Origin of the sequence: Vagococcus vulneris, from assembly GCF_003950515.1 — a bacterium.
In the GTDB taxonomy this organism is placed as follows: Bacteria; Bacillota; Bacilli; order Lactobacillales; family Vagococcaceae; genus Vagococcus; species Vagococcus vulneris.
This window is the reverse complement of sequence record NZ_NGJS01000029.1, coordinates 1-11,187: the sequence shown is the minus strand read 5'-3', so window position 1 is coordinate 11,187 and position 11,187 is coordinate 1. Positions and strand designations below refer to the sequence as shown.

Annotated in this window: 16 protein-coding genes; 7 read left to right on the top strand and 9 right to left on the bottom strand. The window is 31.6% G+C overall.

The features are described 5' to 3' along the window. Positions 1-59 precede the first annotated feature (59 nt). Genes CBF37_RS11215 through CBF37_RS11200 form a run of 4 tightly spaced genes read right to left on the bottom strand, consistent with a single transcriptional unit; the run spans position 60 to position 1,835 of the window. Positions 60-245 carry a hypothetical protein gene (locus tag CBF37_RS11215; RefSeq protein WP_125984843.1) on the bottom strand — a complete coding sequence of 62 codons (186 nt, stop codon included), beginning with the start codon at positions 243-245 and terminating at the stop codon, positions 60-62. A gap of 10 nt (positions 246-255) precedes the next feature. After that, positions 256-720, bottom strand: coding sequence for an ORF6C domain-containing protein (locus tag CBF37_RS11210; protein WP_125984842.1), 465 nt, complete (start codon positions 718-720; stop codon positions 256-258). Beyond that, entirely contained in the window at positions 713-1,624 is a 912-nt protein-coding gene (locus tag CBF37_RS11205) for a DUF3102 domain-containing protein (RefSeq protein WP_125984841.1), read from the bottom strand. Before CBF37_RS11205 ends, CBF37_RS11210 begins: the two co-directional genes overlap by 8 nt. 1 nt (position 1,625) lies before the next feature. Further along, positions 1,626-1,835, bottom strand: coding sequence for a hypothetical protein (locus tag CBF37_RS11200; RefSeq protein WP_125984840.1), 210 nt, complete (start codon positions 1,833-1,835; stop codon positions 1,626-1,628). 303 nt (positions 1,836-2,138) lie between these two features. Between CBF37_RS11200 and CBF37_RS11195 the strand changes: the two genes are divergently transcribed. From CBF37_RS11195 to CBF37_RS11185, 3 genes are read left to right on the top strand one after another with little or no spacing between them, the layout of a single operon-like run. Further along, on the top strand, positions 2,139-2,459 hold the full coding sequence (locus CBF37_RS11195) for a helix-turn-helix domain-containing protein (RefSeq protein ID WP_125984839.1): 321 nt from the start codon (positions 2,139-2,141) through the stop codon (positions 2,457-2,459). Between the two features lie 14 nt (positions 2,460-2,473). Beyond that, a complete protein-coding gene (locus CBF37_RS11190; protein WP_165866717.1) occupies positions 2,474-2,902 on the top strand; it encodes an ImmA/IrrE family metallo-endopeptidase in 429 nt (142 codons plus the stop codon). Positions 2,903-2,952: 50 nt separating this feature from the next. Continuing rightward, on the top strand, positions 2,953-3,552 hold the full coding sequence (locus CBF37_RS11185; protein WP_125984837.1) for an Ltp family lipoprotein: 600 nt from the start codon (positions 2,953-2,955) through the stop codon (positions 3,550-3,552). Positions 3,553-3,825: 273 nt separating this feature from the next. Here CBF37_RS11185 and CBF37_RS11180 read toward each other — a convergent pair whose 3' ends face one another. Then, positions 3,826-4,545, bottom strand: a complete 720-nt coding sequence (locus CBF37_RS11180; RefSeq protein WP_125984836.1) for a DUF3800 domain-containing protein — start codon at positions 4,543-4,545, stop codon at positions 3,826-3,828. A 725-nt stretch (positions 4,546-5,270) separates the two neighbouring features. Here CBF37_RS11180 and CBF37_RS11175 point away from each other — a divergent pair. The 4 genes from CBF37_RS11175 (at position 5,271) to CBF37_RS11160 (ending at position 7,770) form a co-directional block, all read left to right on the top strand. Beyond that, positions 5,271-6,002, top strand: coding sequence for a replication initiation protein (locus CBF37_RS11175; protein WP_125984835.1), 732 nt, complete (start codon positions 5,271-5,273; stop codon positions 6,000-6,002). Next, complete coding sequence (locus tag CBF37_RS11170; protein WP_125984834.1) at positions 5,999-6,550, top strand: hypothetical protein; 552 nt, start codon at positions 5,999-6,001, stop codon at positions 6,548-6,550. The genes CBF37_RS11175 and CBF37_RS11170 overlap by 4 nt, the downstream gene beginning before the upstream one ends. A 474-nt stretch (positions 6,551-7,024) precedes the next feature. Next, entirely contained in the window at positions 7,025-7,210 is a 186-nt protein-coding gene (locus CBF37_RS11165) for a hypothetical protein (RefSeq protein ID WP_125984833.1), read from the top strand. Next, positions 7,210-7,770: a GNAT family N-acetyltransferase gene (locus CBF37_RS11160; protein ID WP_125984832.1), complete on the top strand. Its 561-nt coding sequence runs from the start codon at positions 7,210-7,212 to the stop codon at positions 7,768-7,770. Before CBF37_RS11165 ends, CBF37_RS11160 begins: the two co-directional genes overlap by 1 nt. 92 nt (positions 7,771-7,862) lie before the next feature. Here CBF37_RS11160 and CBF37_RS11155 read toward each other — a convergent pair whose 3' ends face one another. The 4 genes from CBF37_RS11155 to CBF37_RS11715 form a co-directional block, all read right to left on the bottom strand. Further along, a complete protein-coding gene (locus CBF37_RS11155) occupies positions 7,863-8,660 on the bottom strand; it encodes a GH25 family lysozyme (RefSeq protein WP_125984831.1) in 798 nt (265 codons plus the stop codon). Between the two features lie 53 nt (positions 8,661-8,713). Next, complete coding sequence (locus tag CBF37_RS11150) at positions 8,714-9,043, bottom strand: phage holin, LLH family (RefSeq protein WP_125984830.1); 330 nt, start codon at positions 9,041-9,043, stop codon at positions 8,714-8,716. A 12-nt stretch (positions 9,044-9,055) separates the two neighbouring features. Further along, entirely contained in the window at positions 9,056-9,421 is a 366-nt protein-coding gene (locus CBF37_RS11145) for a hypothetical protein (RefSeq protein WP_125984829.1), read from the bottom strand. Positions 9,422-9,508: 87 nt separating this feature from the next. After that, positions 9,509-11,187: hypothetical protein (locus CBF37_RS11715; RefSeq protein WP_165866716.1), on the bottom strand; the 1,679-nt coding region annotated here is incomplete at its 5' end.

The following is an 11,187-nucleotide window of genomic DNA, read 5'->3' as shown; positions in this document are numbered from 1 at the left end:
AGTCGCAATTCAAAGACAAAGTTGATTCTGTCATTGATTATGTTGCTAAAATAAAAGGTTTAATCCCTTTTATTTAATCCAAAAGGATCGTTCTTTAAATCAATTAATGATGATTCGAATTCGTTTATTTTATTCATTATTTCAATATCTAATTCTTTTTTAGCCTTAGTATCTTCTGCCAAAGTTCTAAGGCTTTCTTCTATTCCTTTTAAACTTAGTGCTATTTGTTTAATTTCCTTCTCCATGTCTTCCCTCCTATGCAATGTCATCGCCATTCATTTCTGCAATTTCCATTTGACGTGCTGTTAAACGTAACTGGTACGGCTGCAAATTGTTTAGACTAACCATTTCAATGACTTTCTGTGCATTTACAAAATCAACTCGTCTGATGTCGTAGTAGCGTGGCACATTGAATGTATCTTTCAATCGTTTGTAGATAATGCCACGGAAATGGCCATGCTTAGCTAAAAATAAATCATCTGATACAGGCTTACCGAATAGTTCATCAGTTAATTGCCATGCCTTTGTACCAACCAAAGATTGAATAGCTCCGCCCTCGCTGCGTGTTAACGTGATGCTGTCACGTAACTCTTGAACGTCCTGTTTAACTTCATCACGCATAGTGACCATATCTTCTTTAATTCCTTGCATTTCCTTAACCATGACAAGCTGTGTTTCCAATTGCTGCTGCAATGTTACTAATTCATTATTTTCAATCATTGATAATCTCTCCCTCGATAATCGTATTTTTGTTAATGCTGCTTAAATCTGATAAAAATTTATCTAACCGTTCAATCAAGAAATTCAGTTCCTGTTTTGCTAAATTATCTCGACTGATTACTTCTGATAAATCCATGTAGACTAAACTTCCTGCTTGTGCTAAAAACTCGTTTGACTTCTTCAGTAAATCTGACAAATGCTTGTAATCAGAAACCAGTTTTTGAGTAGCGTTCAGTCTACCTTCAGCTTGATTAATAGCTTGTGATAGCTGTTCGTATTTAACCGACTTCTCGTCCACTTCTGAACGTTTTTGGAGTAAACCCCTGTAACTTTCTTCAAGCTGCTTTATCTCGTCTCTAAGCTCATTATTTTGCTGTTTGTAGTACTCATAGTTTTTCTTAGTCGCTTCAAAGTTACCTTTCAGACTGTGATAATCATCAGGTATCTTCTCAATCTCGATTTCTCTGACTTCTGGCTCACGATTGGTTAGTTGTTCGATAGTTTCGTCTTTCTGTTTAAGCTGTTCGCTTTGCAATTTATTTTGTCGTTTTAATTCTTGCAACTCACGGACAGTTGACGGATCACCTTGTTCAGCTTTAGCTATTTCTTTTTGTTTTTGATCTTCAGGTAAGGTTGCGATTAGATAAAGAGTTGTACTTCCTAAATCTTTCAACGTTGAAACATTTGAGAGATTATTAGCAACTTTCATCATCCTATTTGCTTCGGGATAACTTACTCCAATATCGTCTAACCAATTTTTAAATTCCCCATGAACCAAATCGTTTTCTTTAACATGGTTTAAACGTCTGCCAATTTCCCAAATTGATTGCCCAGCTATCTGTTTGTGATAGTTAATTTCCAACTCAATCTGGTTTAAGTCAGAGGACAATGTTAGTTCGTTCATGCTATGCCTCCTGTTTCTTTTCTCGCAATCTGTAATCACGAATAATTGTTAAAATAAATAAATTGACTGCTGGACCTTTGTCACTTCCTTTTAATGCTCTTTGCACCCACACACGACTTTTACCGTATGCTGAAGCTAGGTCTTGTTCAGAAATTTTATTCGTTTCCATAAAATCTTGTACTAGCTTCCTTCCGTTCTCAATCTCTGACATATCGCGACTCCTTTCGATATATTTTAAAATTGTAAGTTAAAATGATAGAAAAAATGTATATACACTGTTGCTAACTGTATACCAATATGCTACAATTTAACCATAGTTAAATAAGCTAACAAACCTAGTAATATTATTAAAACTGTCGCCAAACCGTTTGAATATTAAAGGTGTTTTTAGTTTGCTTTTTAGCTATCAAATTAACTTACATACACAGTATATATGCTTATATGCTACAAGTCAACAGTTTTGTAGATTATTAGTATACAAATTTTGTCGTATGTAACTCGAAAGGTGATAACAATGGGATTGTACGATAAAATAAAAATTTTAGCTGAGAAACAAAAACTATCAATTAGACGATTAGAAGAAAACTTAGGCTATGGAAATGGAACTATCAGAAGATGGGATAAACAAACTCCTGGCGTCGACAAAATTAAAGAAGTCGCCGACTATTTTAATGTATCTGTCGATTATTTATTAGGCAGAGATATTAACAATCAGGGTGACCCTACCGACTTAAACGATATACTGGACTCAGTGATGTCTTTTGATGGCGAACCAATGACAGAAAATGATAGAGAAGTCATAAGAGCGTTCCTGGAAGGTAAATTTGGTAAATAAGTGAGGTAGCTATATTGAAGAATGTTATCGATGAATTAAACGTAAGAGGTATTAAAGTTATTTTTTTAGAGCTTGATAAACATGGTTATTGTGTACCACAAAGAAATATCATAATCATCAATCAAAATTTAAACGAAACAGATCAATTAAAGGTTTTATTTCATGAGCTGGGCCATTTTAATCATATCGATTATATTGAACTGTATAAGCACACTATTTACCACTCTAAGATGGAAAATGAAGCAGAATGTTACGCCATACAGTCTTTATTAGAACATCACATGCTTATTAATGATTTAGAACCAGGACGGGTTAACTACATTAATTTCCTAGAATCATATAATTTAGACTTAAAGTATGCTTATGTAGTTAAACGTATATTGAAAGATAAAATTACTGGAAGAAATAGCTTATTTACCAAGCAATCTATATGTTTTTATTAAAAATAACACTCCCTTATGCTATACTAAAAGCGAAAAGGAGTGTTTTAATTATGAGTAAAAAAAGGAAAAGAACATCTAGTGATAAAAAAGCACTAGAAAAGAAGCCGTTTTACAAAAAGTGGTGGGTGTGGGTAATTGTGGCAATTGTTTTAATTGGTGCAATCGGTAGCCAGGGAAAAGAAAAGGAAGAAGCAAAAACTAATGAAAAAATTGTAAAAACTAGTTCATCTTCTTCTGAAAGCACTACTCAAAGTAGTGTTAAAGAAACTAACAGTAGTGAAGCACAAGAAAGCTCTAAACCTATTGAAAGCAGCAAACCAGTCGAAGTAAAAAAAGATGATACGCCTATCGAATATAAATCAGCTTTAAAAAAAGCAGAAACTTATTCATCAATGATGTACATGTCTAAATCTGCTATTTACGATCAACTTACTTCTGAGCATGGAGAAAAATTCTCACCAGAGGCTGCACAATATGCTGTTGATAATTTAAAAGCTGATTACAACAAGAATGCTTTAGAAAAAGCAAAAACTTATCAAAAAGAAATGAGCATGTCTCCTGAAGCAATTCGAGATCAGCTTACTTCTGAACACGGGGAGAAATTTACACAAGAAGAAGCAAACTACGCTGTAGATAATTTAGATAAATAACAAAAAACCACTCATTCGGGTGGTTTTTTATATACAAAAAAACCTCTAGCGTTAACTAGAGGTAAGGAATTGTTTATTTAAAAAAAGCCTATACAGGCTTCCTTAATCACAGGGGATACACACTTAAGCCACCCTCACTAAAAATATAGCATGTAATTAAGTTAGACAGTAGCAATAATGCTCTGTAAATAGAATATACCATATTAGTATAAAAAAGTACAATACTTTTGACATACTTTTTATGTATTTTGTATATATTTTATACGCATTCTTTTAATAGTTAATCCCATCTGGTAATCTTAAAGAAATGTAATCTTTCTTCAAAAATTTACGAGTATACGCTAAACTACAATCATTTTTCTTATCAAAATTAAACGAATTATGTTTTGTGTTAGCTAATAAATCAGCTGCCTGTACTAAATAATCATACTTAGAATCTCTGTACTTAACATCAAAATCACATTCAAAATCAGGAATATAACGTTTATCATGAGCATAGTAATATGAACTATCATTAAACATATGAAATAAATAGTCTTCCAGAGAATCTATTGAAGAATGAGCAACGCTTTGATTATCTATTTTTAAATACAGTTTAGTACAATCGTTAGGTAATACTTCATTTTTTACTAATTTCTCTATTAAACGATAAATCATATAATTTTGATACCTAACAACATCTTTACTATTATTAAAATCTAATCTCTTTAAACACTTGATTTTAGCACATACAAAAACTTGGACACTATCATAATCTGACAAAACTTTTAATAATCTTCTCCTAGTTTTAAAAGACATGTTAGTCGTTTTAAATTCGATATTATTAGCTATTGATTTTTCTTTTTTTATTTGTTTAATATATTTTTTATACGCTTGATTGATATTATGATAATTATCTTCATTCATCAAAAGGCCACCAAAACAAAAAACATTTCCATGATTACAATTGGAATGAAGTTTCCCTGAATCATCTAAAATCAAATAATAGTTCATATAAATTCTCCCGTAATAAATTAGTCTATTACAGTATAACCTATTTAATAAACATTAGGAAATCAAATAATAATGGTTAAGTTATTTTAATTTCTGGTTTACATAATGCAGATTAAGAAAAGTAACCCTATTCTCATACTCTTCCACATTCAACTTTGTGAATTCAAATTGGTCTAGTTTCAAATCACTTTAAAAAGTCATATTTTATAAGTTTTCTGAAAATCAGATAGATTGTGAATTTAGATTAATCAAAATTAGTTTAATCGTTATTTTCTAATAAGGATATAAATTGACGGAGTAATTTATTTTATTTATTAATATAAGATATATTGTAAACCTTTGTAAAACCTTTGTAAACCTTTGTAGGAACGCTGCAGCCGTTGAGAGAGTAAGAGTTAGACATGCCATAAGGATATAAATTGACGGAATGAGGATATATTTTGACGGTTATAAGGATATAAAATGACAGAAATAAGGATATAAAATGACGGAACAAGGATATATCCTGACGGAAAGGGATATAAAATGACGGAGTTATATCACCTTCGCCTATGATAAGGATATAAAATGACGGTATATCCTTATCTAAAATTGTACAAACGTTGTCTTTAAAGGGTTAATAGGACTTATTAACAGATTTAATAAGGATATAAAATGACGGAATGTTAAAATAGACTTTACTGAGACAATTTTAGATAGTAATCTGTACATGAGGAGTGATCAGCATGGAGAACATTAACAGAGAACTTGTTGTTTATAAAAATGAACTTAATTCCGTGTCTTTCAAGGGACTAAGCCCTGTTGAAATGGACTTGTTTTTTGCTGTTTGTAGCCAAGCTAAAGAGACTAACTCACTAACCGTTAGAATGGATTTAGACAAAGTCAGACGGATATCTGGACAGTATACACAGAGTTTAGACAGATTTATGGCTTTCATTGAACAGATGAATGACAATATACAAGGTACTTCGATGAAAGTGAAAACAGATAGCTATGTTGAAAGTTATGCTTTATTTACATATTACAAAATAGACAATAATGATCTAGTGGTAGATGTTAATCCCAGATTGGCACATGTTATCAATAATATTAAATCAGACTTCACACAATATGAATTAGATGAATTTGTAAATATCAATAGTAAGTATACTAAGACAATTTTTAGACAGTTAAAGCAATTCAAAGACACAGGTCTGTATATAGTGTCTATGGACAAATTCAAATTTCTCTTAGATGTACCTAAAAGCTACAGAATGACAGATATTGACAGACAGATTTTAAATCCGTCGTTATCAGAGTTATCTAATATTTTTGAAAATCTAAAACTCGAAAAAATAAAAAGTGGTCGAAAGATTTCTAAATTAAAATTTACTTTTAAAAAACAAGAGCATGAGATTATAGATGTGCTTCCTGATGTTCCTCTATACAATTGGTTAGAAGGGAATGATGTAGAATGATTACGTTTGGACGATTTGCGAAACAATACAAAGTTCCTAGAGCATCAGTCTATTCGATTATGAAGGACTTAGAACGAGATAATTCAGAACTGTATAATCAGTGTGTAGATGCGTCTAGTGGCACTAATAAATTAACTCAAAAAGGGATTAATTACATATTAGAAGCAAGAGGATTAGACAAAGAAACGTTGTCGGAACAACAATTAGAAACATTTGAGACAGTTGATAAACACTCGTCAGACAGTGATGTCTTACAAGCAATAGAAGTTCTTAAAAAAGAACTTGAAACTAGAAATAAGCAGTTTGACAATCTTCAAACGAGTTATAATCAATTAGCTCAAAGTATGGCAGACCTGACAAAAAATCAGCAACTTTTAACTAAACAGCTTCAAGACAATAATATGTATATAGACAGTTTGAAACAAAGTCAAGATAAGTCTAATACTGTTCAAGACAGTCGATATACAGACTTAGACGATGATAGTTCTACTACTAATAGAACAGAAAAACAAAAGAAAAAAGGTTTCTTTTCACGTATCTTTAGCTAAAACTGGATATTTATATCCTTATCAAATTTCAGATGAATCTTAGGAGGCAACATTAAATTGAAAAATTATTTAACTGGAACTTTCACTGGCAAAGATGGATCGCTGGGTTTTAAGAATGGGCAAAAATATAATTTTAGAACTGAAGTTCGTGATAATGTTATTTGGGTTATTTGCGATAATAATCTGTATTGTTGCTATCGAAACGTCGAAAGCTTGCTAACTAATTGGATAATCACCCACGAATAAATATTTAAACGCCTTAGAATCGCTCTCTCAGCAGCGATTCTTTTTATATAAGTTTTTTTATGCTAAAATAATTAATTAACTTTAGAGTTTTAGCATTAGATTTATTAAATAAACTTCAAAAAAATTTGCTAAAGTTATTAACTTTTATTGATAAATTTTTTTTTAAATAGTATCATGGATCTATTAAGTAAATGTTTTTATTTACAATTTAGAAATGAGGTGTTAGAAGTGGCTACAACTATAAAAAATACAGAAATGATTTTTGATAATGATAAATCATTTGATAGTTTTATGGATAGACTGTTTTCTAACGATAGATCTAACAAAAATAAAGCTCTAAAAGAGACTTCAAAAAATATCAAAGAAATTACAAAACTAAGAATTAATGGAGAAATTGTAGAGGTATCTAAGTAATGCTAATTGATGATCCTAATATTGTTAGTATAGATAAGTTGAATAGCAATCAAAAAGCCTTACTAGAGGCTTTTTCTTGTGGAAAAGATAGTATAGATGATTATCTAAAAAATGTCGCTATTGATGATTTTAATTACGGAATAACTAGGACCTTTTGTTTTTTTGAATATGACGAAATTAATAATAAAGATACTAAAATGCTAGGATATTTTTCTCTAACAGTAGATAGAGTAGCAGTAGTCAAAAGTTCAAAAATAAATAATAAATTGGAAAAGACCGATAATTATGTACAAAGAAACTACGTACCTGGTATTCAAATTCATCATTTTGCTGTTAAAGATGACTTACAAAAAGATGGCTTAGGACGAGATTTAATGGACTATGTCTTCATTCTAATTTACTATCAAGTATTGGTTTATGTAGGAGCTTGTTTAATTACAGTTCAGAGTGAAAAAGACGTGACCGGTTTTTATGAGGCGATAGGGTTTGAAAAAACAGGAGATTCACGACAAACTGCTAATGTCAGTATGGCTATTATTATTAAGGAATTGTTTGAATAGTTTATTTTAAACATAAAAAATAAGCCTAATCTCAATTAAGAGACTAGGCTTTTTGATTACTCTACTTTACTGTTTTCTACTCTACTTTTACTCTACACTCGTTTAACGTGTGACTTAGCTAATGTGACTACCGTTCCAGTCAAGCCAGCAACATAAGCGTGTGTTGTTCCTGAAGGCGTAACTTGAATGTTTCGAACAGGGAATCTAGTACCTTTTTTCATGAACACTGTCTTATCAACATTTTTCCAGTCTGGATAGTATGTTTGTAAATCTTGCAATGCTTCAAAATAGCTGCCTTCTGAATAATAATCGTCACGTACTTTCACTGTACTTCCTCCTCCAGCATATTTATTCCATGTATTAACATCCATATAAAATTCATTTTTATCTAAAGGTGTAGATGTAAATTGCCAACCGATTACATTTAAATAATCATGAACGCGTGGTGCGTTGCTTGAATATTTCGCAATCCAAAATGCGTAATCCTTAGCAAGGGTTTGCCAATTATCTGAATTACAATCTGATTCATTCATGTAGATCCAACAACGGACACCTGTTTTATCAAAAACTCTATCGCAGAATCGCTTAGCTTGTGCAGCGCCTTGCCGACCATACATTTCATAGTCAAGAATCAAGACTCCTTCTCCTACATATCCTGAAATATTTTGAACGAAGAAATCAGCTTGTGCAATAACGTCTGAACCGTCTAAAAAGTGATAAACACCATATGGTTTGTTTAATGCTTTCGCTTGTTGCACGAAGTTATCGCATGTCTTATCGACAAAAAATGTTCCTTCAGTTGCTTTAAAAATAAAACAGTCCGATTGTAATGTGCTTAGTTTAAGTCCTGCTTGATGATTCGATACGTCATATCCAATTAATTTAGTCATGATTCATTCCTCCTAAAATTTATAAAAAATAGCCCTCAATTGAGGACTACTCGTTATCTATTTTGTTCATATCCTTGTTTCATTCCGATTACTGCAGCTTCGATTAAGCTATCTAATTCAACATCAGTAATTTGAATCTGTTGCTCGTTCAACATCTGAACCGCTCGTTTTTTAGCTTTGTCATAACGAACTTGTCCATCTTCCACTTTGTAGATTTGTTCGGCAGCATTGACTGCAATATTTACGGTATCTTGCTTAGTTTTTAATAGGTCTAACATGCCTTTCTTTTTAAAGTAGGCTGTTGCTTTAGCACTTAGAACCGTCACTGCTCCTGTAATTAATATAGCTAACAAGTTAATCACTGCATCTTGTAATCCGTTCATATTAAATTCCTCCTATTTATTTACTGTTAATTTCAAAACAATGTCTATGACCGCATAAACTAAGCCACTTGAACCGAATATCGCAAGCCCTAATTTAAATGCATTAGACCACTTAAGCTTAGATAACTCGTATTCTCGTTCAGATGACTTCTCGTTTCTGCCGATAATCGCATTTAATATTTGTCCGTTTTGTTCTCGTAAATATTTATTAGATTCATCGACACGCGTTAATCCTTCGTTTAAAGTGGCGTTCCATTGTTTAATTTCACCTCTAATGTCAGCTATTTCTCTTGAGTTAGCTAATCTAATTTCAGTTAGTTGAGCATCATGTTCGATTAACTTTTTCTCATGCTCGCTAACTTTTTCTTCAAGTTTCATATATCACTTCTCCTTTCTTTAGATTTGATTGACAGCAGCATCGCCATCTTTCAGGGCAAAATAAAAACAACTACACACCAGTAGTTGTTAAATATAAGGAAACTTAATTCCTTTTGCCACTGCTAATTTATAAAAATTGACTTCTTGACCTTTTTCTAAAAAAAATCTTAAATCGGTATTGTTGGCTTTGAAACTCAAATATCTTATATTGCCAGTTTTTTCTAATTTACTAGCAGACAAATCACCATTTTTTATTATTAAATTACTGTCAAAAGAATATATTAGTGTGTAAGTCTCATCTTTAGTCAAATTACCTACTTTAATTCCGTTATTAGCTGCGTCACTTTTAACATTCAGACACCCTTTGTCTGAAAGATATTGTTGAGTCACACCACCACCACCCCAAGCATCAGTAAATTTAACATCGCTTGTTCCGTCAAATTTTTTAACAATATCCCTTTCTGTGATATTTGAATATTTTCTCGAAAAAGAAAAATCCTCTAAAAACACTCTTTCTGTAGCACCATCGTTATTAGTTTGATAAACATAATCGCCACCCATAGGATTAACGATATTCAGTGCAGGAGCAACTAAATCTGAATTTCTTATGATAGCATATTTATCAGTTACCTTACCGCCTGTAACTGTTAGACTACTTTTGACTTTATTGTTGTAATTTCCAATCCTAATAAAATCAGGTTCATTGGTATCGGATATTATATTTTCTATGTATGGATTTGAAAAAATAATAGATGATTGGTTTATGTTATGGACAATTTTTACAGTTTCACTTGCATTAGCAAATTCGCAAGAAGAAAATTCCATGCCTTCTGTGTTAAAATATGTCGCACCTTTTGAAAAGTTAACGAATGAACATCTTGAAAATAAAACATTATTTGTTTGTGAATTTGATATTATAAACTCTTCCGAATTATGAATTCTTAGATTGCTAAATTTGAGTCCCCACGAAAATCCTGATTCTATACCGATTTCAAGAGATTCTGATCTAATGCTTTCAGCATACATATCAGATACTGGTGTATTAATTAAACTAAATCTATTAATTAATAGCACACCTAACTTAAACGGTAATTGACCGTTCTTTTTAATCAGCAAATTTCCTGTTATTTTCAGTCTGTCTACTCCTTTTAGTTTGCTTCCTATTTCAAAAACAAATACTTTACTAGTGTTAGTGGCATCTAAAGTCTCAGGACTTTCAAAATTTAAAACGGCTAGAGAACCAAAATTAAGAGTTATATTACTTTCTTCTATAATAACTGGATTGTTGATTCTATACTCTCCAGGTGGAATATAAATATTTTTTACTGTTTTAAAATTATTTAAAATAAAGTTAATCGCTTCATTTAAAAATTGAAACTTGTTAGTCCGCATTACATTTAAAGCATTAACCCCTCTCTCTTCAAACTCATTTTTCATCTTTTCCATTATTTCTTTGTCGTACTGACGAAAAATTCCTAAATCACCTGTCGTATCTTTAAATTCTGGCTTCGTCACTATATCATTTTCTTCAATCTGCTGACTAATATCCCCCAACTTACCAATCATCACCACAACGTCTTCATCAATCTTTCCCGACTGATTTTTAATCATATTGGCTAAGTCTTCGAATTGTTCGACATAGACTTGTTGTTCTATTTTAAGACCGCCATTTATATAGCTTGGTTGCATCACGAAATAGAAATACCCAACCGTCATAGATTGACCGTTAGTATAAGTGACATTCACTTCACCTAGCACTCGACCTG

Excerpts from the sequence above, each read along its gene's own strand:
- CBF37_RS11215 (WP_125984843.1), bottom strand. The coding sequence starts at position 245 with ATGGAGAAGGAAATTAAACAAATAGCACTAAGTTTAAAAGGAATAGAA.
- CBF37_RS11210 (WP_125984842.1), bottom strand. The coding sequence starts at position 720 with ATGATTGAAAATAATGAATTAGTAACATTGCAGCAGCAATTGGAAACA.
- CBF37_RS11205 (WP_125984841.1), bottom strand. The coding sequence starts at position 1,624 with ATGAACGAACTAACATTGTCCTCTGACTTAAACCAGATTGAGTTGGAA.
- CBF37_RS11200 (WP_125984840.1), bottom strand. The coding sequence starts at position 1,835 with ATGTCAGAGATTGAGAACGGAAGGAAGCTAGTACAAGATTTTATGGAA.
- CBF37_RS11195 (WP_125984839.1), top strand. The coding sequence starts at position 2,139 with ATGGGATTGTACGATAAAATAAAAATTTTAGCTGAGAAACAAAAACTA.
- CBF37_RS11185 (WP_125984837.1), top strand. The coding sequence starts at position 2,953 with ATGAGTAAAAAAAGGAAAAGAACATCTAGTGATAAAAAAGCACTAGAA.
- CBF37_RS11180 (WP_125984836.1), bottom strand. The coding sequence starts at position 4,545 with ATGAACTATTATTTGATTTTAGATGATTCAGGGAAACTTCATTCCAAT.
- CBF37_RS11175 (WP_125984835.1), top strand. The coding sequence starts at position 5,271 with ATGGAGAACATTAACAGAGAACTTGTTGTTTATAAAAATGAACTTAAT.
- CBF37_RS11170 (WP_125984834.1), top strand. The coding sequence starts at position 5,999 with ATGATTACGTTTGGACGATTTGCGAAACAATACAAAGTTCCTAGAGCA.
- CBF37_RS11160 (WP_125984832.1), top strand. The coding sequence starts at position 7,210 with ATGCTAATTGATGATCCTAATATTGTTAGTATAGATAAGTTGAATAGC.
- CBF37_RS11155 (WP_125984831.1), bottom strand. The coding sequence starts at position 8,660 with ATGACTAAATTAATTGGATATGACGTATCGAATCATCAAGCAGGACTT.
- CBF37_RS11150 (WP_125984830.1), bottom strand. The coding sequence starts at position 9,043 with ATGAACGGATTACAAGATGCAGTGATTAACTTGTTAGCTATATTAATT.
- CBF37_RS11145 (WP_125984829.1), bottom strand. The coding sequence starts at position 9,421 with ATGAAACTTGAAGAAAAAGTTAGCGAGCATGAGAAAAAGTTAATCGAA.